Origin of the sequence: Pseudomonas sp. 14P_8.1_Bac3 (genome assembly GCF_025466085.1) — a bacterium.
Taxonomy (GTDB): Bacteria; Pseudomonadota; Gammaproteobacteria; order Pseudomonadales; family Pseudomonadaceae; genus Aquipseudomonas.
The window spans coordinates 21,049-42,675 of record NZ_JANLOD010000031.1 but is presented as its reverse complement, the minus strand read 5'-3'; the positions used below and the strand labels follow the sequence as shown (position 1 = coordinate 42,675).

Annotated in this window: 24 protein-coding genes and 1 pseudogene; 12 read left to right on the top strand and 13 right to left on the bottom strand. The window is 60.6% G+C overall.

Annotated elements, in window-relative coordinates; translation table 11 throughout:
- Positions 1-7: 7 nt before the first annotated feature.
- The gene (gene alaC / locus NTD84_RS09420) at positions 8-1,219 is read right to left on the bottom strand and encodes an alanine transaminase (RefSeq protein WP_262164869.1); all 1,212 of its coding nucleotides are present in this window, start codon (positions 1,217-1,219) and stop codon (positions 8-10) included.
- 138 nt (positions 1,220-1,357) lie between these two features.
- Between alaC and NTD84_RS09415 the strand changes: the two genes are divergently transcribed.
- The 3 genes from NTD84_RS09415 to NTD84_RS09405 all read left to right on the top strand — a co-directional run bounded on the left by NTD84_RS09415 (position 1,358) and on the right by NTD84_RS09405 (position 3,105).
- A complete protein-coding gene (locus tag NTD84_RS09415; RefSeq protein ID WP_262164868.1) occupies positions 1,358-2,020 on the top strand; it encodes a LysE family translocator in 663 nt (220 codons plus the stop codon).
- Positions 2,021-2,086: 66 nt separating this feature from the next.
- Positions 2,087-2,572 (top strand): GyrI-like domain-containing protein, encoded by a 486-nt coding sequence (locus NTD84_RS09410; RefSeq protein WP_262164867.1) that lies wholly within the window; start codon positions 2,087-2,089, stop codon positions 2,570-2,572.
- A gap of 44 nt (positions 2,573-2,616) precedes the next feature.
- Complete coding sequence (locus tag NTD84_RS09405) at positions 2,617-3,105, top strand: GNAT family N-acetyltransferase (RefSeq protein WP_262164866.1); 489 nt, start codon at positions 2,617-2,619, stop codon at positions 3,103-3,105.
- A 127-nt stretch (positions 3,106-3,232) separates the two neighbouring features.
- On the opposite strand, the gene NTD84_RS09400 is transcribed toward NTD84_RS09405, so the two are convergent.
- Both NTD84_RS09400 and NTD84_RS09395 read right to left on the bottom strand, forming a co-directional pair.
- On the bottom strand, positions 3,233-3,838 hold the full coding sequence (locus tag NTD84_RS09400) for a pyridoxamine 5'-phosphate oxidase family protein (protein ID WP_262164865.1): 606 nt from the start codon (positions 3,836-3,838) through the stop codon (positions 3,233-3,235).
- Between the two features lie 7 nt (positions 3,839-3,845).
- On the bottom strand, positions 3,846-4,331 hold the full coding sequence (locus NTD84_RS09395; protein ID WP_262164864.1) for a GNAT family N-acetyltransferase: 486 nt from the start codon (positions 4,329-4,331) through the stop codon (positions 3,846-3,848).
- Between the two features lie 140 nt (positions 4,332-4,471).
- On the opposite strand from NTD84_RS09395, the gene NTD84_RS09390 reads away from it, so the two are divergent.
- From NTD84_RS09390 to NTD84_RS09380, 3 genes are all read left to right on the top strand, one after another.
- Entirely contained in the window at positions 4,472-4,897 is a 426-nt protein-coding gene (locus NTD84_RS09390; protein WP_262164863.1) for a YybH family protein, read from the top strand.
- 71 nt (positions 4,898-4,968) lie between these two features.
- A complete protein-coding gene (locus tag NTD84_RS09385; protein WP_262164862.1) occupies positions 4,969-5,328 on the top strand; it encodes a YciI family protein in 360 nt (119 codons plus the stop codon).
- On the top strand, positions 5,328-6,563 hold the full coding sequence (locus tag NTD84_RS09380; RefSeq protein WP_262164860.1) for an RNA polymerase sigma factor: 1,236 nt from the start codon (positions 5,328-5,330) through the stop codon (positions 6,561-6,563). The genes NTD84_RS09385 and NTD84_RS09380 overlap by 1 nt, the downstream gene beginning before the upstream one ends.
- Positions 6,564-6,572: 9 nt before the next feature.
- On the opposite strand, the gene NTD84_RS09375 is transcribed toward NTD84_RS09380, so the two are convergent.
- Positions 6,573-7,427, bottom strand: coding sequence for a LysR family transcriptional regulator (locus NTD84_RS09375; protein ID WP_262164859.1), 855 nt, complete (start codon positions 7,425-7,427; stop codon positions 6,573-6,575).
- Positions 7,428-7,516: 89 nt separating this feature from the next.
- On the opposite strand from NTD84_RS09375, the gene NTD84_RS09370 reads away from it, so the two are divergent.
- Positions 7,517-7,963, top strand: a complete 447-nt coding sequence (locus NTD84_RS09370; RefSeq protein WP_262164858.1) for a multidrug/biocide efflux PACE transporter — start codon at positions 7,517-7,519, stop codon at positions 7,961-7,963.
- A 146-nt stretch (positions 7,964-8,109) separates the two neighbouring features.
- On the opposite strand, the gene NTD84_RS09365 is transcribed toward NTD84_RS09370, so the two are convergent.
- Together NTD84_RS09365 and NTD84_RS09360 are read right to left on the bottom strand one after the other, a co-directional pair.
- Entirely contained in the window at positions 8,110-9,723 is a 1,614-nt protein-coding gene (locus NTD84_RS09365) for an inorganic phosphate transporter (RefSeq protein WP_262164857.1), read from the bottom strand.
- Between the two features lie 229 nt (positions 9,724-9,952).
- Entirely contained in the window at positions 9,953-10,975 is a 1,023-nt protein-coding gene (locus tag NTD84_RS09360; protein WP_262164856.1) for a transporter, read from the bottom strand.
- 187 nt (positions 10,976-11,162) lie between these two features.
- Here NTD84_RS09360 and NTD84_RS09355 point away from each other — a divergent pair.
- Positions 11,163-11,318, top strand: a pseudogene (locus NTD84_RS09355) (hypothetical protein); the annotation flags it as partial.
- 2 nt (positions 11,319-11,320) lie between these two features.
- Here the strand turns inward: NTD84_RS09355 and NTD84_RS09350 are convergent.
- The 3 genes from NTD84_RS09350 to NTD84_RS09340 form a co-directional block, all read right to left on the bottom strand.
- Complete coding sequence (locus NTD84_RS09350) at positions 11,321-12,499, bottom strand: GAF domain-containing sensor histidine kinase (RefSeq protein WP_262164855.1); 1,179 nt, start codon at positions 12,497-12,499, stop codon at positions 11,321-11,323.
- A 135-nt stretch (positions 12,500-12,634) separates the two neighbouring features.
- The gene (locus NTD84_RS09345) at positions 12,635-12,943 is read right to left on the bottom strand and encodes a PepSY domain-containing protein (RefSeq protein ID WP_262164854.1); all 309 of its coding nucleotides are present in this window, start codon (positions 12,941-12,943) and stop codon (positions 12,635-12,637) included.
- Positions 12,944-13,113: 170 nt separating this feature from the next.
- Positions 13,114-14,241 (bottom strand): glycerophosphodiester phosphodiesterase, encoded by a 1,128-nt coding sequence (locus NTD84_RS09340; protein ID WP_262164853.1) that lies wholly within the window; start codon positions 14,239-14,241, stop codon positions 13,114-13,116.
- Positions 14,242-14,461: 220 nt separating this feature from the next.
- Here NTD84_RS09340 and NTD84_RS09335 point away from each other — a divergent pair, with 220 nt between their 5' ends.
- Positions 14,462-14,788 carry a DUF2025 family protein gene (locus NTD84_RS09335; RefSeq protein ID WP_262164852.1) on the top strand — a complete coding sequence of 109 codons (327 nt, stop codon included), beginning with the start codon at positions 14,462-14,464 and terminating at the stop codon, positions 14,786-14,788.
- 235 nt (positions 14,789-15,023) lie between these two features.
- Here the strand turns inward: NTD84_RS09335 and NTD84_RS09330 are convergent, their stop codons facing one another.
- Entirely contained in the window at positions 15,024-15,752 is a 729-nt protein-coding gene (locus NTD84_RS09330) for a CTP synthase (RefSeq protein WP_262164851.1), read from the bottom strand.
- Between the two features lie 189 nt (positions 15,753-15,941).
- Here NTD84_RS09330 and NTD84_RS09325 point away from each other — a divergent pair, with 189 nt between their 5' ends.
- Positions 15,942-16,253, top strand: coding sequence for a hypothetical protein (locus tag NTD84_RS09325; protein WP_262164850.1), 312 nt, complete (start codon positions 15,942-15,944; stop codon positions 16,251-16,253).
- Here the strand turns inward: NTD84_RS09325 and NTD84_RS09320 are convergent, their stop codons facing one another.
- The 3 genes from NTD84_RS09320 to NTD84_RS09310 form a co-directional block, all read right to left on the bottom strand.
- Positions 16,254-16,784 carry a DUF1003 domain-containing protein gene (locus NTD84_RS09320; protein WP_262164849.1) on the bottom strand — a complete coding sequence of 177 codons (531 nt, stop codon included), beginning with the start codon at positions 16,782-16,784 and terminating at the stop codon, positions 16,254-16,256. It abuts the gene before it with no gap.
- Positions 16,785-16,855: 71 nt separating this feature from the next.
- The gene (locus NTD84_RS09315; RefSeq protein ID WP_262164848.1) at positions 16,856-17,932 is read right to left on the bottom strand and encodes a diguanylate cyclase; all 1,077 of its coding nucleotides are present in this window, start codon (positions 17,930-17,932) and stop codon (positions 16,856-16,858) included.
- A gap of 157 nt (positions 17,933-18,089) precedes the next feature.
- Positions 18,090-18,698, bottom strand: coding sequence for a TetR/AcrR family transcriptional regulator (locus tag NTD84_RS09310; RefSeq protein WP_262164847.1), 609 nt, complete (start codon positions 18,696-18,698; stop codon positions 18,090-18,092).
- 213 nt (positions 18,699-18,911) lie between these two features.
- On the opposite strand from NTD84_RS09310, the gene NTD84_RS09305 reads away from it, so the two are divergent.
- Together NTD84_RS09305 and NTD84_RS09300 are read left to right on the top strand one after the other, a co-directional pair.
- Complete coding sequence (locus tag NTD84_RS09305; RefSeq protein WP_262164845.1) at positions 18,912-19,952, top strand: MBL fold metallo-hydrolase; 1,041 nt, start codon at positions 18,912-18,914, stop codon at positions 19,950-19,952.
- Positions 19,953-20,088: 136 nt separating this feature from the next.
- Positions 20,089-21,603: an amidase family protein gene (locus tag NTD84_RS09300; RefSeq protein ID WP_262164844.1), complete on the top strand. Its 1,515-nt coding sequence runs from the start codon at positions 20,089-20,091 to the stop codon at positions 21,601-21,603.
- Positions 21,604-21,627: the final 24 nt, after the last annotated feature.

Genomic DNA, 21,627 nt, shown 5'->3' with positions numbered 1-21,627 from the left:
TCAGTCTTCAGGACTTGCTGACCAGCCCATCCGCCCGAAACATCCCGCGAATCCCGCGCACGGCCTGACGAATCCGGTCCTGGTTTTCGATCAGCGCAAAGCGCACATGATCATCGCCATACTCACCAAAGCCGACACCCGGCGAGACGCAGACCTTGGCTTCGGCCAGCAGTTTCTTGGCGAACTCCAGCGAGCCCAGGTGCGCATACGCCTCGGGAATCTTCGCCCAGACGTACATCGACGCCTTCGGGTTCTCGACCATCCAGCCCAGTTCATGCAGGCCCTTGACCAGCACGTTGCGCCGCTGCCGATACTGCTCGGCGATGTCCTTGACGCACTGCTGATCGCCTTCCAGTGCCGCGATGGCGGCGACCTGCAGCGGGGTGAACGTGCCGTAGTCGTGGTAACTCTTGATCCGCGCCAGAGCGTTGACCAGTTCCGGGTTGCCGACCATGAAGCCGATGCGCCAGCCTGCCATGTTGTAGCTCTTGGACAGGGTGAAAAACTCCACCGCAATGTCCTTGGCGCCGGGCACCTGCATGATCGACGGGGCTTTCCAGCCGTCATAAACGATGTCGGCATAGGCCAGGTCATGCACCACCAGCACGTCGTACTGCTTGGCGAGGGCGATGACGCGTTCGAAGAAATCCAGCTCCACGCACTGCGCGGTCGGGTTGGACGGGAAGCCGAGGATCATCATTTTCGGTTTCGGGATCGAACCGCGAATCGCCCGTTCCAGTTCGGCGAAGAAGTCCACGCCGGGAATCAGCGGCACCGAGCGCACCTGGGCGCCGGCAATCACGGCACCGTAGATGTGAATCGGGTAGCTCGGGTTCGGCACCAGCACGGTGTCACCCTGGTCCAGGGTGGCGAGCATCAAATGCGCCAGGCCTTCCTTGGAGCCGATGGTGACAATGGCCTCGGTTTCGGGGTCGATGTCGACCTCGTAGCGATCCTTGTACCAATTGGAAATCGCCCGGCGCAGGCGCGGAATGCCCTTGGACGTGGAATAACCGTGGGTGTCTTCGCGCTGGGCGACGGTGACGAGTTTTTCGACAATGTGCGGCGGCGTCGGGCCGTCGGGGTTGCCCATGCTCAAGTCGATGATGTCCTCGCCACGACGACGGGCAGCCATCTTCAGCTCGGCGGTGATGTTGAAAACGTAGGGGGGGAGTCGATCTATGCGCGCAAAGCGGCGCGGCGAACCTTGTTCGGCCATTGTTGCCTCGGTAACGTAAGCGCCCGGAACCGTCCGAGCGACGCTGGCCACTGCGGTGGCCTGTGGCGGAATGTAAGGGCAGCTGTGGCAGACTGTCCAGCGTCTATGTAAACAAATTTTTCCGAAGGAAATCGGTAGATGGAATTTAGCAGCGGCTTCTTGCTGAGCCTTTCTCTGTGCCTGGATATCGGCGTGGCCAATATCGCGATGATCACCCTGGCCATGCAACGCGGCTATTTCCAAGGCTTTGCGCTGGGGTTGGGGACCTGCGTCGGCGACCTGATCTACGCGGTACTGGCCTTGGCCGGCATGACCGTCCTGTTGCAATACGAGACCGTGCGCTGGGTGCTGTGGATCGGCGGTTCGGCGCTGCTGATTTATTTCGCGGCGAAGATGATCTATTCGGCGATTCATCATGAGGCAATGTTGGCGCAGACCGCTGAGGTCGGGCACAACTCGCACCGTAAAGAGTTTTTCCGCGGGATTTTTCTCGCGATGTCGTCGCCCAGCGCGATTCTCTGGTTCGCCGCGGTGGGCGGTACTTTGATCGCGCGATCGGGCGCTGCAGGTCCCGTCAGTTCGGCGTTGTTCCTGAGTGGTTTCTTCTTTGCCGGTCTGCTGTGGAGCGCCGGTTTGTGCTTTGCCGCGAGCCATGGAGGCAAGTTGTTGGGTGACAAATTGCTGCGTTATTCCTACATGGCATCGGCGGCGATCTTCTGCTATTTCGCGGTGTACGTGATCCTATCGGGCTACAACGAGTTTGTTGGTGCGGGCGCTGTCGAGGCGTTGCACAGCCTCTGACTGGGCTAATCGGGTTTGGCTTCTATACTCCCAGCCGAACCCACTTTTTTGATCAGGAGTCGCGTCATGGATGAGCCATCAGGGGCAACGCTGGCCGAGCCACGCTTCGAACACGGGCACTTTCTGCTCATTGCCGGGCTGGGTGGACGTTTTACCCAGGAAACCACCCAAGGGATTCCGGAGCTCTGGGAAAAATTCATCCCGCATCTGGGCAAGATTCCGGGGCAGAAAAACGAAGTGACCTACGGCATCTGCTGCAATCCGGATGGCAAAGGTGGTTTCGAGTACATCGCCGGTGTCGAGATCGACAAGCTCGACGATCTTCCGGAGAAATACCGTTGGCTAGAAATTCAGCCCCAGCACTACGCGGTCTTCGAACACACAGGTTCGCTTGACCAGCTACCCGCGACCTTTCAGTACATCTGGCACACCTGGCTGCCGCAGTCCGGCAAAGAGGCGGCGGATGCGCCGGAATTCGAGCGCTACAGCGAAGACTTCAACCCGAAGCTCAACACCGGCGTGCTGGAAATCTGGCTGCCGTTGAAAGCTTGATGACTTATCATCGGCGGCTCGTTCACTGCTGAATCCGAGCCGCCATGACCCTCGTTATCCGTCACGTACTGCCCACCGACCTGGACCGCTGCTACGCCATCGAAACCGTAGCCTACGAAGGCGACGAAGCCGCCACCCGGGAAAAAATCGCCACTCGCATCGCCACTTGGCCTGAAGGTTTTATCGTCGCCGAGGTGGACGGCGTTGTAGCGGGTTTCATCAACTCCGGTGCGGCGTTTCAGGTCGAGATGTCGGACGAAGCCTTCAAGGAACTGATCGGCCACGACCCGGCCGGCCCGCACGTGGTGATCATGTCGGTGGTGGTGCATCCGGATTATCAGGGCCAGGGTCTGGCGAAGCGCTTGATGGGCGAGTTCATCGAGCGGATGCGTGGGTTGGGTAAGCGCAGTATCAACCTGATGTGCAAAGAGCGACACATTCCGCTGTATGCAGGGTTCGGGTTTGTCTACGTGAAGCCGTCCGCGTCGGATCATGGCGGGATGGCGTGGCATGAGATGGTGTTGGTGCTCTAACCAAAATCCATCCAGCAGCAAGATTCAATCGGGCCTGCTCGCGAACGCGGCGGATGAGTCACCAATAATGTTGGCTGAGCCACCGCATTCGCGAGCAAGCCCGCTCCCACATGGGGCAGGCGTTGTGTCAGTAGAGACTCTCGCGCACCCGAGCCGGCGCCTCCCGGTCATACGTCTCCGCATCAAACTCGCCATCATTCAAGCGCTTGTGAAACGCCCCCGCCGTCGGCAGCGCCGCGCGATCCAGGTGCTTCTGCGGGTTCCACAAATCCGAACGCACGATCGCTTTCGAACAGTGAAAAAACGCCGCCTCCACCGTCACCAGCATCACCGTGCGCGCCGGTTTGCCGTTGACCGCGAAACTGTCGAGCAGCGCCGGTTCATCGCTGATCTGCGCCGTGCCATTGACCCGCAATGTCTCGCCGATCCCCGGGATGATGAACAGCAGCGATACCCGCGGATCGAGCACCACATTGCGCAACGTATCAATGCGGTTGTTGCCGGGGCGATCGGGAATCGCCAGGGTGCGCTGGTCGATGATCCGCACGAAACCCGGGGTGTCACCGCGCGGTGAGCCGTCCAGCCCGTCAGGCCCCACCGAGCTGATGATCACCAGCGGCGAGGCGCGCACCATCGCCTGATAGTCCTCGTTCAGGAAAGGAATTTGCTTGCGCACGGCGCGCTCGTGGGGATGGCCGTAGATCGCTTGCAGTGCTTCGATACTCTTGAGCATAACCACCTCAGAAAATCAGACCCATGCGCCGTTCGTAACCGATCCGGCCCCTGTACGCCTCACCGCTGTCGACCCAGCCAAACCTGGCATACAACGCGATGGCGGCTTCGTTGTCCGCATCCACCGACAATTCCAGTGCCTTTATCTCCGGAAAGGCCTGACGCGCAACCTCGGGCAGGGCTTGCAGGCAGGCCTTGCCATAACCTTTGCCTTGATGACGCTGGTCGACCTGCAGCGCATGCAGTGTAGCGCTGTGCTCGTCGGCCCAGGCCGGCAGCGCGGGCGGGCGCTTCAGCAACAGGAAGGCGACCGGAACCTCGTCGACCAGCAGGGCAAATCCCTTGACCCCGGGGCCGGGTTTGGACAGCAAGGTGTGCAGCGCGCCGTGGATGTCGCCGGAGAACCTGATCTGTTCCTTGTGCACTTCGATGGCCTCGATCTGCTGGCGCTGTCGCGCGTTCAGCTGGTCGTAAGGCACGAGTCGGGTGGTCACTGGAGTGTCCTTTTCCAAATAGAAATGAGCCTCGGATTCTAGCGAGTTTGCGCCCATGGATTATTTTTATTTGAGTGTCGATCTGGCCTCTCGCCGAACGACTAAAGGTGTCTTCACAATAAAAACCACGGAGAACCATCATGAGCGCTACCCGCGAAATCGAAACCCTGATCGACACCTATCGTCAGGCGGTCATCGCCAAGGATGTCGATAAACTCATGGGCCTGTATGGCGACGACATCGTTTCCTACGATGCGGTCAAGGCCCTGCAATTCCGCGGCAAGGCCGCCTACCGCGCACATTGGCTGGAATGCATGGAGATGTGCCAGGGCGCGCACAAGTTCGACTTCGACCACATGAACGTTGTGGCCGACGAACACATCGCCTTCGCCCACTGGCTGGCCCACTGCGGCGGCACCAATGAACAGGGTGAAACCCAGGCCTGCTGGATGCGCGTGACCGCGTGTTACCGCCGTGAAGCCAGCCAATGGCGCATCGTCCACGAACACTGGTCGGCGCCGTTCGACATGATGAGCGGCACCGTGCTGTTCGGCCTGCAGCCCTGATCGTTTATCGGGAAGCAGCGCCAAACCGGCAAACAGCAGCCATAGTTGATCAGTTCGATCCGGAGAGCCCCATGAAGTATCTATGCCTGGTCTACAGCAATGAACGGGAACTGCACTCGCTGCCCGAAAGCCCCAAGGACGCCGAGTGCATGGCTTACGCCGAATCGATCCAGGGCAGCGGCCGCATGCTCGCCGCCGAGGCGCTGGAGTCGGTGCAGACCGCCACCACCGTGCGCATGCGCAACGGCAAAATGTCGATCACCGATGGCCCGTTCGCCGAAACCAAGGAGCAGTTGGCCGGCTTCTACCTGATCGATGCCAAGGACCTCAATGAAGCCCTGCAGGTCGCCGGCAACATTCCGGCGGCCCGGGTCGGCTGTGTCGAGGTGCGCCCCGTCCGACAGCTGGTGACCGAAGGCACGCAGGACTGATGCCCGGGGCGGCGGTCAAGGCGCGGGTCGAACAGGTTTACCGCGAAGAGTCGCGGCGGATCCTGGCGACGCTGATCCGTTTGCTCGGCGATTTCGACCTCGCCGAAGAGGCCCTGCACGATGCTTTTTTTGTCGCGGTAGAGCGCTGGCAGTGTGACGGTGTGCCGGACAATCCGCGGGCCTGGCTGGTGTCCACCGGGCGCTTCAAGGCCATCGACAAGTTGCGTCGGTCTGCGCGGTTTGCCGCGTCTCGGCCCATGCTGATCGCGCAACTGGAGGCGCTGGAGCAGGCCGACTGGAGTGACGAAGACGTGGAAGACGATCGCCTGCGCCTGATCTTCACCTGCTGCCACCCGGCGCTCGCCGCGGATGCCCAGGTGCCGCTGACCTTGCGCGAAGTCTGCGACCTGACCACCGAGGAAATCGCCCGGGCGTTTCTCTCCGCACCGGCGACCATCGCCCAGCGCATCGTGCGGGCCAAAGCAAAAATCCGCGACGCGAAAATCCCTTATCAAGTGCCGACCCTGGCGGAGTTGCCCGAGCGCCTCGACAGCGTGCTGCGGGTGATTTACCTGGTGTTCAACGAAGGTTACTCGGCGTCCATCGGCACCGAGCTGACCCGCGAAGACCTGACCCGCGAAGCGATCCGGCTCGGGCGTTTGCTCCTGGAATTGCTGCCCGAACCCGACGTCATGGGGCTGCTGGCGCTGATGCTGCTGCATGAATCACGACGCCCGGCGCGGACCTCGGCCAGCGGTGAATTGATTTTGCTGGATGATCAGGACCGTTCGCTGTGGGATGCCGAAATGATCGCCGAAGGGTGTGCGCTGATCGAGCGGGCGCTGGGCATGGGGCAGTTCGGTCCTTATTGCCTGCAAGCCGCCATTGCCGCGGTGCACGCCGAAGCGACGAGCGCGGCGCAGACCGACTGGCCGCAGATCGTCGGGCTTTATGACGTGCTGTTGGCGGCCGTGCCTTCGCCAGTGATCGAGTTGAATCGCGCGGCGGCGATCTCCCGGCGGGATGGGCCGCTGGCGGGGTTGGCGTTGATCGAAGGGATTCTGGCGCGGGGTGAATTGCAGGATTACCACCTGGCGCATTCGGCGCGGGCGGAGTTTTGTCGGCAGTTGGGGCGGGTGGAGGAGGCGCGGGAGGCGTATCAGCGGGCGCTGGAACTGACGCAGCAGGTGCCGGAGCGGCGGTTTATCGAGGCGCGGATCAAGGCATTGAAATGAAGCGCGCCGCTATTCCAGCATCTTGCTTAACAACCAGCTCCCCGCCGGCCCCGGCGGATGCAGCCGCGACCACAGCGCATCGACGAACAGCGGCTTCGGCCACCCACGCACCTGCAGCTCTTGCAACGTCCCGGTATCAAATCGGCCCACCAGCCAGCGCGGCAGCGGCGCCCAGCCAAATCCGCCCTGGGCCATCTCCAGCAGCATCAGATAACTCGGCGCTGACCAGACACGGCCCTTGGCGCGGCTTTCATACGGATTGACGATCGTCGCCAGACGCAATTCCCGGTGCTGCTGCAGTACCTCCTGATCGATGCCCGACAGCTTCGCCAACGGATGCTCGCGGGACACGAACAAGGCGATTTCCGTGCGTTCCTGCACCGTCGAACTGACCAGATCAGGCGGGTAACTGTCCTGTTGCTCGGCGAACGCCACATGGGCTCGACCGCTTTGCACCAGCGCCACCAGGTCATCGCATTCAGCGATCAGGCATTCGAGCTCCAGGTCCGGGTAACGCTGCTCGAACGCACTGAGCGCTGCCTCAAAACGGTCGGACTGATAGGTGTCGGAAATCGCCACGGTCAGCTTCGGCTCGACTCCCTGGGCCAACTGGCTGGCGGTCATTTCCAGGCGACTGGTCGCCGCCAGGATCTCTTCGGCCCGCTGCAGCATCACGTGCCCGGCGGGCGTCAGCGTCGGCTTGCGGCTGCTGCGGTCAAACAGGATCAGATCCAGGTCGATTTCCAGGCTCGCCACCGCCGCGCTGATGGTCGACTGACTGCGCCCCAACTTGCGCGCCGCCGCAGAAAACGAGCCTTGCGTCGCCGCCTGCACAAATGCCTGCAACACTTCCTGCGAAGCCATGAACTATCGCCTTGATCGATGGTTATTGGTTATGAAGTATCGGCGCGAGGCTGGATGATGGCAACCACAGTCATTCAGGAGGTTCTGCCATGAACACTCAGAAATCCATCGCCGAACGCATCTGCCAAGCCATCGGCTTCGAACTGCTGGCGATACTGATCTGCACCCCGTTGCTCGCCTGGATCATGGACAAACCGATGCTCGACATGGGCGTCGTCACGGTGGTGATCGCCGCGTTGGCGCTGGCCTGGAACGTGCTGTTCAACGGCATTTTTGACCGCTTGTTACAACGCTTCGAGATCGCCCACAACGCCTGGACGCGGGTCGTCCATGCGTTGCTGTTTGAAGGCGGACTGGTCGCGGTCGGCGTACCGCTGATTGCCTGGTGGCTGAACGTCAGCTTGTGGCAGGCGTTCCTGCTGGATGTGGGGGTGTTGCTGTTTTTCCTGCCGTACACCTACGTCTACCACTGGGTGTATGACGTGGTGCGCGAGCGGGTGATCATGCACCGCGCCAGGCCGTGCAGAGCTCACTGACAAACCCACCATCCCCTGTAGGAGCCAGCATGCTGGCGATGGACGTCAACGATAACGCGGGGCACCAGACAGCCCGTGTTGCCCGTACGTCCATCGTCGGAACGCCGCCCGCGGAGCAAGCTCGCTCCTACAGGGGGGGTGGTGTATCAGAAGATCTGGGTGAACAACCAGTACAGGCTGCCCGACAGCAGAATCGCCGCCGGCAGGGTCAGCACCCACGCCATCAACAGGTTGCGGATGGTCTTCATCTGCAAACCGCCACCGTTGGCGACCATGGTCCCGGCCACCCCCGAGGACAACACGTGAGTGGTCGACACTGGGAGACCGAACATGTCCGCCGCGCCGATGGTCAGCATGGCCACGGTTTCCGCCGAGGCACCCTGGGCGTACGTCAGGTGCGTCTTGCCGATTTTTTCGCCGACCGTCACCACGATGCGTTTCCAGCCAACCATGGTGCCCAGACCCAGGGCGATCGCCACGGCGATCTTCACCCACAGCGGAATGAAGCGCGTCGAGTTGTCGATCTGCTGCTTGAACAGTTGCAGCTTGCCAGTGGTGTCGGCGTCGAAATTGCCGACCTTGTTCTTGTCCATCAGGCGAATGGTTTCGCTGGTCAGGTACATGTCGTTACGCACGTTGCCCATGGCCTCGGCCGGGACTTTCGACAACGAGCCGTAACCCTTGACCTGGGCACCGATGCTGCCCGTGAGCGCGGCGAGGGCCGGGACCAGTTGCGGCGTGGCTTCCTTGCTGCGCACGTAATCGGACAGCACCGGACGCGGGTCGGCTGGCGCCGGCAGCGGCGCACTTTTCACCAACGCTTGCTGGGTGACTTCGGCGACGGCGGCGAACTGCAAGGCCTGGTCGGCGGGCATGGTGCGGTTCAGCGCGTAGGCCATCGGCAGGGTGCCCACCAGGATCAGCATGATCAGGCCCATGCCTTTCTGCCCATCATTGGAACCGTGGGCGAAGGACACGCCGGTGCAGGTCAGGATCAGCATGCCGCGAATCCACCACGGTGGTGGCGTGTTGCCTTCAGGGGCCTTGTACAACGCGCGATTCTTGACGAAGGCGCGCAGGGCCAGCAGCAACAATGCGGCAAAACCAAAACCGACCAGCGGCGAGAGCAACAGCGCGTAACCGATCTTGGTTGCCTGCGCCCAGTCCACACCGCTGGTGCCATCGCGGCCGTGCATCAGGGCATTGGCCACGCCGACTCCGATGATCGAGCCGATCAGCGTGTGCGAAGACGACGCTGGCAAGCCCAGCCACCAGGTGCCGAGGTTCCACAGGATCGCCGCGATCAGCAGGGCGAAAATCATCGCGAAACCGGCGGACGAGCCAACTTGCAGGATCAGCTCCACCGGCAGCAGGGCTATGATGCCGAACGCCACCGCGCCGCTGGACAGCAGCACCCCAAGAAAGTTGAAGAACCCGGACCAGGCCACCGCGAAATTCGGCGGCATCGAATTGGTGTAGATGACCGTGGCGACCGCGTTGGCGGTGTCATGGAAACCGTTGACGAACTCGAAGCCCAGCGCGATCAGCAGCGCGACGCCGAGCAACAGGAACGGCGTCCAGGTGGTGACCACCGTGCCGAGTTCGTGCATGTCGTGCATCAGGCTGTAGGCGGTAAACAACAGCCCACTGGCCAGCACGCCGAAGAAAATCACCAGGGTCAGCAGGCCGGGTTTCTTGTCGAACTTCGGGCTGGCGCTGCTGGCGGGAGCCTGGGCGGCGGTGTAGGAAGGCGTAGCCATGACGGACAATCCTGAGGAGGGATGGAGTGTCTGTCATGATCGTTGCCAAATGTTACAGAGAGACTGCGTCAGGTCAGTGTTTGGGGGATTTTGCTGATCCGTTGATCCGATCTCATGTGAACCATGCGGTGAATAGTGCGCCGCCTTCGCGGGCTAGCCCGCTCCCACAGTGAATACACGGGCGTTCACTGTGGGAGCGGGCTTGCCCGCGAATGGAGTTCAGCAGCGCTCAATAATCCTGGCGCTTTCTAAACGCCCAACGCCCCGCAATCACCGTAAACGTCGCCACCAGCGCCACCAGAATCCAGAACCCCTCCGGGTCACCCGCCAGCGGCACACCGCCCACGTTCATGCCGAAAAAACCGGCAATGATGTTGATCGGCAGCGCCAGCACCGTCACAACCGTTAGGGTGAACAGCGTGCGGTTGCTCTGTTCGTTGAGGTTGGCGGCAATCTCTTCCTGCAACAGCTTGATCCGCTCACCCAGCGCGGTGAGGTCGTTGATGATCAGCGCAAACTCCTCGGTGGACTTGCGCAGCTCCTTCACGTCCTCTTTCTGCAACCACTGCGGCGGGCGGTTGAGCAGGCGCAGCAATGAGCCCGGCTCCAGCGCCAGCAGCCGTTGCAGGCGCACCAGCACCCGGCGATTGGCGCCCAGCTCCGCGCGGTTGGTCGACAGCCGCGAGGACAGCAATTCATCTTCGATCTGATCAACGCTGAGGCTGGTCTTGCGCACGATCTGGGTCAGCACTTCCCCCTGGTCGCGCAACAGATGCACGAGCAATTCCAGCGGCGAGCGAAAGCATTCACCGGCCTTCACCGATGAACGCAACTTATCCACCGAGTGCAGCGGTTGCAGGCGCGCGCTGATGATCAGCCGGCTGCGGGCGCACACCCATAACGTCGACACGTCGGAAGAAACCATGCTGCTGAGGTTGAACACCACGTCGTTGACCACCGCCAGCAACGCCGAATCGACATGCTCGATGCGCGTCGAGCGCGAGCCTTCGTGCAACGCCTCGAAAAACTCGTCGGGCAACGCCAGATGACTTTTCATCCAGCGCTCGCACGCGGCGTGGGCGAGGTTCAGGTGCAGCCAGAGGAACTCGTCGCTGTCATCCGGTTGTTGCAGGCAGCGCAAGGCCATGCCCGAATCGATCTCCCGGCCACGTTCGCCGGGACGAAAACTGAAACCGTACAGCAGACCGAACAGGTCCGGATCGCGATGGCTTTGGTCGATGCTGTGGTTCATGGGGTCTCGCTGTCATGGGATCGCGCTGTGAGAAGGCGCCTGCCTCGGGTTTCACAGGTTCACTTGAGCCGCATCATCGCAAGGTGTCTTTACAGTTTTGTGACGGCTTCGAGGCGTGGCCAAGTGCCTTCTACCGGCGGTCGGAACCGCTGAAGAACGCGCCTTCCACGCCGATTTCCGGAAACCGACTTCGGTGGCCGAGGACATCTCGCGCAACCTCACCGAGATCACCAGCATCGCCAGCACCAACCTGGACAACGTGCAGCGCACCGAAGCGGCCAGCAACAACCTGCACGGGTTGTCGGGGCAGTTGAATGAGGTAACGGCGCGCCTGAGTGCGTAACGCTAAACCGCTGACGGCAGGCTGAAGGTAAACAGCGTGCCGTTCTGCGCGGTCGACGCCACGTGCAGGCGGCCGCCGTGGGACTGGGCGATCTGGCTGGCGATGTAGAGGCCCAGTCCCAGCCCGGCCTGCGGCATGTCGCTGGTCGGTCGCGAGTACGGCTGGAACAGATGTGGCAGCACTGCGTCGGGAATCTGCCCCTGGTTCTTCACGGCCAGCATCAACGCGCCGCGTTCGACCTGCGCGATTACCTCGACTTCACCTTGCGGATCGCCGTGGGCAATTGCGTTGGCCAGCAAGTTGGAGAGCAATTGCGCGACGCGCTCGCGATCACACTGGAGGCCGAGCAGATCACCGATGGACGTTCGAATGATCCGGTCGGGATGCACGCTTTGTATCTCCGAAACCACGTGCAGCAGCGCTTCATTGAGGTCCGGGCACGCGGCGATGTTGACCGGGATGCCATTACCCAGGCGCCCACGGGCAAAGTCCAGTACGTCGTCGACCAATTGCGTGGCGCGTGCGGCGCTGGTCAGGATGTGCCGCACCAGTTTGTCGCTGGCCGGGTTGGGAAATTTGCGCTGGAGCATTTCCGCGGCGGCGCCGATGGCGAACAGCGGGTTGCGCAGGTCATGACCGAGCACGGCGATGAACTGCTCGCGCAGCTCGGCGGTTTGCCGTTCCTGCTGCAATGCGGCTTCGGTCTGTTGCAGGCTTTCTTCGGCCTCGATCTGCAGCGACAGCAGCCTGGCGAACGATTCCATGGTCGACTGGATCGCGCTGGCCTTGAGGTGGGCGGGGTTCGGGTCGAGGGCGCAGATCGTGCCGAAAAAACTGCCGTCCGTGCGGAACACCGGCACCGAGATATAGCTTTCGAACTTGTACAGGCGCGGGGTGTGGTGATTGCTGTACAGGGGATCTTCGCTGGCCTTGTCGATCACCACCGAAACGTGGGCCGAGCGGATTTCGTGGCACAGCGTGGTGACCACATCCAGCTCGCCGCCGACCTTGAGGCCGAAATCCAGTTGATCCAGCACGGCGCAAGCGGTCCACGAATCCTCGGTCACTCGCGCGACGGCGGTAAAACGCAGGCCGGTCATTTCGCGGATCACTTGAAGAATGGCCGGCACGGCGCTGATTCGACCGATCGTGGCGATGTCTGCAGCCGCTGTGTGCGCCATGTCAATCAATCTCTGCGTAAATACCGTGGTGGGATTCTAGCGTTCTAAGGACTGGAGGGCGCGATTTGATTGCTTGAAGCGTCGACGCAAAAAAGCCGCACGATCGCAAAATCGTGCGGCTTGGCTGTCAGGGGATCAGTCGTCTTGCTTGTTCTTCAGGACTTCGCCGGTGGCGGCGTTCAGGTCCACGTCCCACTCAACGCCTTTGGCGTCTTTCAGTTCGACTTCGTATTCGTAGCCGTTGAAATGGTTGTCCAGGTCGCTGTCGGTGATCGTGGCGCCTGGGTGCAGCTTCAATACGATCTGGTTCAGCTCTTCCAGCGGCTTGATCTTTTTGTCTTTGACCAGCTGCGGGATCTGGTCGACGGGAACATCGTCTGCCTGGGCCAGGCCAGCGGAGAGGGTCAGGGCAGCGGCGGTGAACAGGGCAGTCAAAGTCTTCATGAGGTTCGTTCCTTGGGTGTGCTGTTTAAGTGAGTCCAGATTATCTGTGGCAACTTAATTCAGGCTTAATTCCCTAAGGCATCGCCAGCAAGCCGGCTCCTGCAGGTCCGAGTCGTTGTGGAACCCGTGGGAGCGTGGCTTGCCCGCGAAGGGCTCGACCCGGTGCCGACTCAATACCCGTTATTGCTCAACAACTGCGCAACGCTCGCCGCCGCCGGCCGCTTGTAGAACTTCAACAGCTCACTCGCGCGATTGGTGAAGATCCCGTCAACCCCCGCATCCATGACCTTCTGGTAATCCACCGCATCATCGACGGTGTACACGTGCACCAACAGACCCTGATCGTGGGTGTACTGATTCATCCATGGTTTCACCAGGTCCGAGTAACTCTGATCGCCACCCTTGGTCAGCGCGGCGGAAGGACCGGTGCCGATCGCGCCCTCGGCCTTGGCGTAGTCGATCCAGTGCTGGAATTCGGCTTTGTCCTTCGGTTCCTGTTTGGCGTAATAGGTCGCTTTGTCCTTGTCGCCCGACTCGGCGAACGTCACCTTGGACTTCGGTTCGATACTGCCTTCACCCACCCACAGCAGCAGGACCTTCGGCACCTGCGGCATTTCTTTTTCCAGCAATTCGAGGCTGCTCTTCTCGAACGTCTGCAGCACCACTTTGCCTTTGCCCTGACCGACGGCCAGGTCGCTTTTCGCCAGTTTCGAACCCACAGGGCTCAACCAGCCGCGATCCTGGAGTTTTTCCTTGAGGTCGCGTTCGATGCCGGGAAACTGCTTTGGCTCCTTGGTTTCGATGTACAGGCCGGGCTTGTGCAGCGGGTTGCCTTGGGCGATGTCGATGATTTCATCGAGGGTCAGGATTTTCAGGCCGGCGAAGGACGGACGGGCGCGATCCGGGTAAGCGGTGTTGAACCAGCTGCCGGCATCGAGGGTTTTCAGCTCGGCCATGGTGAACGCGTTGGCCGGGCTGTCCTTGCGCTCGGGGAATTTGCTGGCGACGTCGGTGGTGCGTTGCAGGTTGTTGTCGTGCAGGGCGAAGAGCACGCCGTCCTTGCTGCGTTGCAGGTCAAGTTCCAGGTAATCGGCGCCCAGGTCGCGTGCCACGGTGTAGGCCGCGGCGGTGGATTCCGGCGCATCAAAGGACGCGCCGCGGTGGGCGATCACCGCCGGATGCGGGATGCCGGAACGGGCCGCCAGCGCAGTGGGGCCGGGCTCGCTGGCGGCCTGCGCTTGGCCGAGACCGAGCATCAGGCTAAGCAGCAGGGCACTCTTGGTGAACGTAACAGGCATGGTCGAGATCCTTTCGCAGAGAGTTTCAAAGACGTCCCCTTTTAACAACTGAACGCCTCTGGCGCTATCGCGAGACCGACATAAACGTGTTTAAAGCAGCTTTTTCCAGCGCCTTGGTGCGGCTCTTTGCAGTACTCTTGGCCACGGCAGCGTCCCCGGCAGAGGGACAGCCCACCCATTTGCCCTGCGTGTAAACCACCGATCACTCTGTGAGGTTTATATGCGCATCACGTCCAAACTCATCTGCCAGGCCGCCGACCAACTCAAAGGCTTCGTCGGCCTCAACCGCAAGACCGGCCAGTACATCGTGCGTTTCAGCGAAGATTCCTTCGGCATGGACGTGGCGGATGACGGCATCATCCCCACCAGCGAATTCGTCTGGGCACCGGGACCGGCACAAATCATGACCCTCAAGCGCGAGTTGATTCAGTTGTTGCTGGATCAGAACATCGATGACCGGATCAACATTACCGAGCCGTTGCGGGTTTACATGGATCGAAGGGACGTGCCGGAGATTTCGGCGGTGCGCAGGCTGGTGCCGGGGTGATGGATGTGTAGTGTTTGTGCGGGCCTTTTCATACCCTGAGGTCATCCGCAAATCCTTGTGGGAGCCGGCTTGCCGGCGATGGCGGTGGGTCAGTCAACATCAATGTTGAAGTGATGGCCTCATCGCTGGCAGGCCAGCTCCCACAGGGAACTCGGGTGGACTTAGGATTCAGGCCCGATACCACTCCACTGTGGGAGCGGGCTTGCTCGCGAAGACGGCCTGAAGAGCGCAGCATTCACCCACTGTTGGAGCGCTCAGGCCCATTCAGTCTTGCACACACTTCGACCAACGCACTCACCAACGGTGGCAACACCCCGTTTAACGCAGCACGTTCCGGTTGAAACAGCGTCGCGACAAAAAACGGATGCCCCCGCAACTCCACCGCCCGCAAATCCCCTGAAGAATCATGCCCGACGGCGCACAGCTGTTGGCTCAATAACGCCCGTTCAAACTCAGGATTCACACCGTAACGGCAGCGGTAACCTTCGCGAATCTCAGCCTTTTCGTACGCTTTGGCAAGCAACGAGCCTTCAACCAGATGAATGCTGTCGACGGCTTCCACCAACGAACAGGTCAGCGGCGTCAGCAACGCTCGCGTCGCCTCCGGTGATGTCTCGCCGTGCTCGGCATCTTCCCAGCCCAGCACATTGCGAGCGTATTCAAGGACGGCATGTTGAAAACCGCCACATGTCCCGAGGAACGGTCGCTGCTGAACGCGGGCAAAGCGGATCGCGCGCAGGGCGCCGTCCATGTCGCGGTAGGGACTGGCCGGTACGCACCAGAAACCGTCGAATTCTTCCAACGCTGTATCGCCGCTGATGTGATCAGTGGCCAACCACTGGAATTGCACATCCAGCTTTGCGTGTTCGGCCGCCATGCCGAGGGCAACGGGGATGGCCTGGTGCGCGGTGACTTGCGGGTCGTAATCGCCGATCAGGGCGATGTGAAGGGTACGGTTTTCCATAAGTGCTCTCGACGCTCGTTGATTCCTTGAACCCACTATAGAGGGACCGCTTCCCCGGAAAAAGCCTTCAACGTCGAGCGCTTTTAACCTGGGGCAGGTGTCGACTTTTCTGATTGTGAAGACCCCGGCTGACCTCTAGTTTCATGTCAGTCATTCGACTGAACCTTTAAGCAATGGAGAGGGATCACCATGAAGAAAACAGCAGGAAAGCTATGGGTGTTGTGTTTGTGCGCGGGGGTGTGGCCGGCCGTAGCGCAACCGTTCACCTGTGGCGGGAAGTTTCTCGGCAGCGACACGCAAGCGCAGTTGGCGCAGGCAATCATCGAGGACGGTGGACGGGCGGTCGGTGTTCAGCGGGTGTTCACGATTTGCCAGAAGGGCGTGATCCAGATTGTGCTGGACGGCAACAACGAAACCTCGACACCCGGCTATAAAAAACGCTGGCGGGAGCGTGCAGTCGCACTGCTTCAAGTGCCCGACGACAAATTGATAATCCGTTGATCAGTGGTTCGGCGAATCCTTGCGCACGAAGTGCTGATGCATCTCCGACGTCAGGCTTTCGATGCGTTCGGTGAGTGTCTTGGTCATTTCGGTGAGCCGGGTGTTTTGTTCGAGCAGTTCGAGCAATTGCGCGGTGTTCTGCGCCGCCTGGGCCTGGCGCTCACTGTTGGCCACGGCCAGTGCTTCGCGGTGTTGCGCATCGGCGTCGGACTGGGCTTTGTCCCGCGCTGCCTGGCGGGTCTGGGCCAGCAAAATCAGCGGCGCGGCATACGCCGATTGCAGGCTGAACGCCAGGTTCAGGAGGATGAACGGGTACAGGTCGAAGTGCGCCACGCCGAACAGGTTGAGGCACACCCATAACACCACGATCAGCGTCTGCGCCCCGAGAAAGGTCGGCGTGCCGAAGAACCGCGCGAAGGCTTCGGCGCGCAGGGCAAACTTGTCGTTGCCGAAGGTCGGTGCCAGGTGGGCGTGGGACCGATGGAAGCGCAGGTGATCGACGGGCGCTTTGGCTTTGCTGTCAGTGGTCATGATGCTCTCTGCTAGGGCTTGGGGCTGACGCTCACTATAGCGCTGCCCACCGCCACCCCGCGCAGCTTTGCTCAAATCGCCAACGTGACCTCGGCGTTGCGATGGGTTTCGCCAGTGGCAATGCTGATTTTGTTGCGACCGGTATTTTTTGCGGTGTAGAGCGCCTTGTCCGCGACATCGAGCCAGGCAATCGCATCGGTGAACGACGGATGGAACGCGGCCAGGCCAATGCTCAGGCTGACCCGCAATTCCGGCACCTGGTGATGTCGGTAGTCATGCAGCACTTCCCGTAGGCGTTCCATGACATCCCGGGCCTTATGCAGCGGCATATCGGGCAGGATCACGCAAAACTCGTCACCGCCATAACGCCCGGCCAGATCGCATTCGCGCAGGTTGCGCTTGAGCTCGGCACTCAACTGGCGCAGCACCGAGTCACCGACGATGTGCCCGTAGGTGTCGTTGATGGGTTTGAAGTGATCGATGTCGATCAAAGCAATCGCAGCCGGCTGTTGATGTTCGCGACACTGCTGGAATTGCATTTGCAGCGAGTCTTTCCACGCGCCGTGGTTGAGCAGGCCGGTCAGGCTGTCCGTACGGCTCAGGGCACTCAAGGCGCGCTTGTGTTCCGACAGCTTGATCGCCAGGCGATAGCAAACCATGCCCAATGCCAGCGGATAGAACGTGAGCATCGGTAGGCACGCCCATACCTGCATCTGCGTGGCAGAGGGAGTAAAGGCTGCGCCGAGCAGCAGCAACGAAACGGCCCCTCCCGCCACCTGGGCGAGGCTGCCTTGGATGAACAGGCGCTGACCACCGGCCGCGACATTGTTCATCGCCATCATCGAAAGGATGGTCACAGTGATGAGTGGGTTGAACTGAAAGGTCGCCACCCAGAAACCGCCTGACAGCGAATCGTAGAGCAGATTTCGGCGTTCTGCCTTGTAGGGAAAGCTCGAGCGAGTCGACAGTTGATAAGCAACATGTGGCCAGACCAGGCCATTGAATAGCAGCAGAACCCAGACCCAACTCGGCAGGCTCAGCGGGTACAGTCCGGCGGCCACGCTGATGCTGCCGATGCTCATGCCAATAGTTCTGGGCAAATAGATACGTCTGGCGAATGACAAGCCCTTGCCGCGTTGGTTTTCCATAATGTCCTGCGCCAGATTCATTCTGAAACACACTGCCGTGTTTATTTCAGAGCTACCGTTCATCGGTAATTCGGCGGACATTGTCATTTATTCCAGCGGGAATAATCAGTGTCCTTCGAAGCCATTTAACGCTATCAAGGCTTAATGAACGCTGGGCCTAGAGCTGATAGCAAGCCAGGAACATGTCCAGCGCGGACTCCACCACGGTGGTCTGCATCTCGGGCGAAAGGCTGGGTTGCCCCATCGAGATCTGTGGCCAGAAGGCAAACGACTTGAGCATTCCCTGGACCTGTTGGGCGGCGAATTCCGGATCGACCGGCTTCAAGCGTCCATCGGCCTGAGCGGCGCGAATCCACACGGTCAGGCCTTCTTCGCGTTTACCCATTCTGGCGATCATGTCCTGCGCACGCTCCTGGGAGTGGATCGTCGCCGCGATGGCCACGCGCGCCAGGTCGAGAAAATTTTCATCGCCGATCATCTGCACTTTCGCCATCAGCATCCGGCGCATTTGCTCGCGCAGGGACAGCTCAGGGCGGTAGGACGTATCCAGTTCTGCCGTCACCCGTGTCCACAATTGATTGAGGATTTCGGCGAACAACTCTTCCTTGCTCGGGAAGTGGTTGTACACCGTGCGCTTCGACACGCCTGCGGTGGCGGCGATCTTGTCCATGCTGGTGATGTCGAAACCATTGGCACGGAATTCGACAATCGCCGCTTGGATGATCGCATCGCGTTTTCGGTCGGTCAGGCGCTGTGGAGCTGTCATAAGTACGCTTCGGCAGAAGAAGTCAGGAATTACACTCGGCAGTTTACTTGTCATCGGCTTTGATGCAACCTAGAAACTACACTGTGCAGTGTAATGTTTCGTTAATCCTGCCCAGTCAAAAATAGAGAGTTCGGCCTAAGCGTGCATGCCTTGGCCATTTATCGTCCCACCGCAGACACCGCGAAACGTGCGGTGTCCTGGAGTCATTCAGACATGGCCACTTCCACTCACGCCTCTGCGCCTGAAGCTTCCCGTCAGGCCGATGGGCTTTTTCGAAACGATGCGCCCGTGCAACGAGAAGGCTTGCGCAAAATGCTGCGCATCATGTGGAACATGATTTTTCACAAACCGCGCAGCACCCGGCCAAGCGCTGCGGTGCCGGTACAACGCCTGACCCACGATGCGTTGATTGCCGCGCCGAATCACAGCGTTTATCGCCTCGGTCACTCCACCGTGCTGCTGAAACTGCGAGACAAATTCTGGATCACCGATCCCGTTTTTGCCGAGCGCGCGTCGCCGGTGCAATGGGCCGGGCCGAAACGTTTTCACCAGCCGCCCATCAGCATTGAAGAATTGCCGCCGATTGAAGCGGTGATCCTGTCCCACGATCATTACGACCACCTCGATCATCAGGCTGTGTTGAAACTGGCGGAGAAGACCCGGTATTTCCTCACGCCGCTGGGCGTTGGCGACACCCTGATCAAGTGGGGCATCGATGCCAGCAAAGTGCGCCAGCTGGACTGGTGGCAGGACACCGACGTCGCCGGCATTCAGTTCATCGCGACCCCGTCGCAACATTTTTCCGGCCGCGGCCTGTTCGATGGCAACAGCACGTTGTGGGCCTCGTGGGTAATGATCGACGGCGACACGCGGATCTTCTTCAGTGGCGACAGCGGCTATTTCAACGGTTTTAAACGCATCGGCGAACAATACGGTCCGTTCGATTTGACGCTGATGGAAACCGGTGCCTACAACGTCGAATGGCCGCATGTGCACATGCAACCCGAGCAAACCCTGCAAGCGCACATCGACCTGAAAGGCCGCTGGTTGCTGCCGATTCACAACGGCACCTTCGACCTGTCGATGCACGCCTGGTACGAACCGTTCGACCGGATTCTGGCATTGGCCTGGGAGCGCAGTGTGTCCATCACCACGCCGCAAATGGGCGAGGCGTTTAACGTGATGCATCCGCAGCGGGGGAGTGCCTGGTGGTATGCCGTGGAGCAGCAGGTGTATCAGCAGAGCGTTGGATAATCTGGCTACGGGCAGGCGCGAATATTCATACGAGATCTAGCGATAAGGGATGACGGACTTCTCCAGCCGCCTCTGTAGGCTGGAAAGGGAGTGAGACTTTTCACTCATCCATCAGTCATCAAAAAGGATCTCTCACATGGAAGTCATGTTAAGCCGCCGCGTGGTGTGGCTGGCCCGAATTGTTCTATTGTCGTTCGCCGGCACCGCTTGTGCGCAAACTCCGCCACGCGAGTCGAGGCTGGAATATTTAAGCGTTGATGAACTCAGTCAGCGGATGGAGCAAAACCAGTTGAGTGCCGCAGGCCTTGTCCAGCACTTGCAGCAAAGGATCGCCGCGCTCGACAAGCAAGGGCCGATGATCAACGCGATTATCGAACTCAACCCCGAGGCGCTGGCCATGGCCGAGTCGCTGGATCAGGAGCGCAGGGCGGGGTATGTCCGGGGGCCGTTGCACGGCATTCCGGTGCTCCTCAAGGACAACATCGACACGTCCGATCAGATGCAGACCAGCGCCGGCTCACTGGCCATGGTGGGACGGCCTGCCGCGAAGGATGCCTTCATCGTGCAGCGCCTCAGGGAAGAGGGCGCGGTCATTCTCGGCAAAACCAACCTCAGTGAATGGGCGGCGTTTCGTGACCCGGCCCTTCCCAGCGGCTGGAGCGAGCGCGGCGGGCAAACCAAAAATCCGCACGTGCTGAGTGGCGATGCCTGCGGGTCCAGTTCGGGCTCCGCAGTGGCCGTTGCCGCAGGTTTTGCCCCGCTGTCCGTGGGCACCGAAACCTCTGGCTCGATCATTTGCCCGGCGTCCCTTAATGGCGTGGTGGGCATCAAGCCTACCGTCGGTTTGCTCAGTCGCAGCGGCCTCATTCCCGTGACCCACAAACTCGATACCCCAGGCCCAATGGCGCGTACGGTTCGCGACGCAGCGCAGTTGTTGAATGCCATGGCCGACACCGATCCCGCGGATCCGGTCAAAAAGCCCCGCGGCCTGGAGAAGGTCGACTACACCGCGTTGCTACAGCCGAACACACTGGTCGGACGGCGCATTGGTTACCCCGCCAAATTCGATCGCAGCGGCTTGCCACTGCTCATCGATCCCCAGTTCTCCCAAGCGCTGGAACTCATGCAGGCAGCCGGCGCAACGCTGATCCCAGTGGACCTCAAGGATCCCTTATCGAAGCGGGTAGACGAAGCGTTTTACATGGGGCTTAAACGTGAGTTGCCTCGCTACCTGGCCACTCGCACCGGCATTCCCGCTCGAACCTTGGAAGATCTTCTGCTGCTCAACGCGCCGAACGCCGATGGTCATAACCAGGACATCCTGATTGCGGCAAGCAAAGTGGAATTCGACGAGAAAACCTACAACACGCTATGGCGCAAAATCCAAGACGAAAACGCCGCCGCCATCGACCACTGGCTGACCACCCATCAACTGGATGCGCTCGTATCGGACGTCGCGTCACCGGCCATGAACGTCGTGCCGCTGGCGGGCTACCCCGGCATCATGGTGCCGAGCGGCATTGACGAAGAAGGCCTGCCAACGTCGATCTTCTTCTACGGCCCGCGCTGGAGTGAGGCCAATCTCCTGGCCTTGGCCTACGGGTATGAACAGATTTCCCATGCGCGGCGAACGCCTGCGTTCAAGCCTTAGTTGTTGATTGGTAGGGGCCCGCAC

Excerpts from the sequence above, each read along its gene's own strand:
- alaC (WP_262164869.1), bottom strand. The coding sequence starts at position 1,219 with ATGGCCGAACAAGGTTCGCCGCGCCGCTTTGCGCGCATAGATCGACTC.
- NTD84_RS09415 (WP_262164868.1), top strand. The coding sequence starts at position 1,358 with ATGGAATTTAGCAGCGGCTTCTTGCTGAGCCTTTCTCTGTGCCTGGAT.
- NTD84_RS09410 (WP_262164867.1), top strand. The coding sequence starts at position 2,087 with ATGGATGAGCCATCAGGGGCAACGCTGGCCGAGCCACGCTTCGAACAC.
- NTD84_RS09405 (WP_262164866.1), top strand. The coding sequence starts at position 2,617 with ATGACCCTCGTTATCCGTCACGTACTGCCCACCGACCTGGACCGCTGC.
- NTD84_RS09400 (WP_262164865.1), bottom strand. The coding sequence starts at position 3,838 with ATGCTCAAGAGTATCGAAGCACTGCAAGCGATCTACGGCCATCCCCAC.
- NTD84_RS09390 (WP_262164863.1), top strand. The coding sequence starts at position 4,472 with ATGAGCGCTACCCGCGAAATCGAAACCCTGATCGACACCTATCGTCAG.
- NTD84_RS09385 (WP_262164862.1), top strand. The coding sequence starts at position 4,969 with ATGAAGTATCTATGCCTGGTCTACAGCAATGAACGGGAACTGCACTCG.
- NTD84_RS09380 (WP_262164860.1), top strand. The coding sequence starts at position 5,328 with ATGCCCGGGGCGGCGGTCAAGGCGCGGGTCGAACAGGTTTACCGCGAA.
- NTD84_RS09375 (WP_262164859.1), bottom strand. The coding sequence starts at position 7,427 with ATGGCTTCGCAGGAAGTGTTGCAGGCATTTGTGCAGGCGGCGACGCAA.
- NTD84_RS09370 (WP_262164858.1), top strand. The coding sequence starts at position 7,517 with ATGAACACTCAGAAATCCATCGCCGAACGCATCTGCCAAGCCATCGGC.
- NTD84_RS09365 (WP_262164857.1), bottom strand. The coding sequence starts at position 9,723 with ATGGCTACGCCTTCCTACACCGCCGCCCAGGCTCCCGCCAGCAGCGCC.
- NTD84_RS09360 (WP_262164856.1), bottom strand. The coding sequence starts at position 10,975 with ATGAACCACAGCATCGACCAAAGCCATCGCGATCCGGACCTGTTCGGT.
- NTD84_RS09350 (WP_262164855.1), bottom strand. The coding sequence starts at position 12,499 with ATGGCGCACACAGCGGCTGCAGACATCGCCACGATCGGTCGAATCAGC.
- NTD84_RS09345 (WP_262164854.1), bottom strand. The coding sequence starts at position 12,943 with ATGAAGACTTTGACTGCCCTGTTCACCGCCGCTGCCCTGACCCTCTCC.
- NTD84_RS09340 (WP_262164853.1), bottom strand. The coding sequence starts at position 14,241 with ATGCCTGTTACGTTCACCAAGAGTGCCCTGCTGCTTAGCCTGATGCTC.
- NTD84_RS09335 (WP_262164852.1), top strand. The coding sequence starts at position 14,462 with ATGCGCATCACGTCCAAACTCATCTGCCAGGCCGCCGACCAACTCAAA.
- NTD84_RS09330 (WP_262164851.1), bottom strand. The coding sequence starts at position 15,752 with ATGGAAAACCGTACCCTTCACATCGCCCTGATCGGCGATTACGACCCG.
- NTD84_RS09325 (WP_262164850.1), top strand. The coding sequence starts at position 15,942 with ATGAAGAAAACAGCAGGAAAGCTATGGGTGTTGTGTTTGTGCGCGGGG.
- NTD84_RS09320 (WP_262164849.1), bottom strand. The coding sequence starts at position 16,784 with ATGACCACTGACAGCAAAGCCAAAGCGCCCGTCGATCACCTGCGCTTC.
- NTD84_RS09315 (WP_262164848.1), bottom strand. The coding sequence starts at position 17,932 with ATGGAAAACCAACGCGGCAAGGGCTTGTCATTCGCCAGACGTATCTAT.
- NTD84_RS09310 (WP_262164847.1), bottom strand. The coding sequence starts at position 18,698 with ATGACAGCTCCACAGCGCCTGACCGACCGAAAACGCGATGCGATCATC.
- NTD84_RS09305 (WP_262164845.1), top strand. The coding sequence starts at position 18,912 with ATGGCCACTTCCACTCACGCCTCTGCGCCTGAAGCTTCCCGTCAGGCC.
- NTD84_RS09300 (WP_262164844.1), top strand. The coding sequence starts at position 20,089 with ATGGAAGTCATGTTAAGCCGCCGCGTGGTGTGGCTGGCCCGAATTGTT.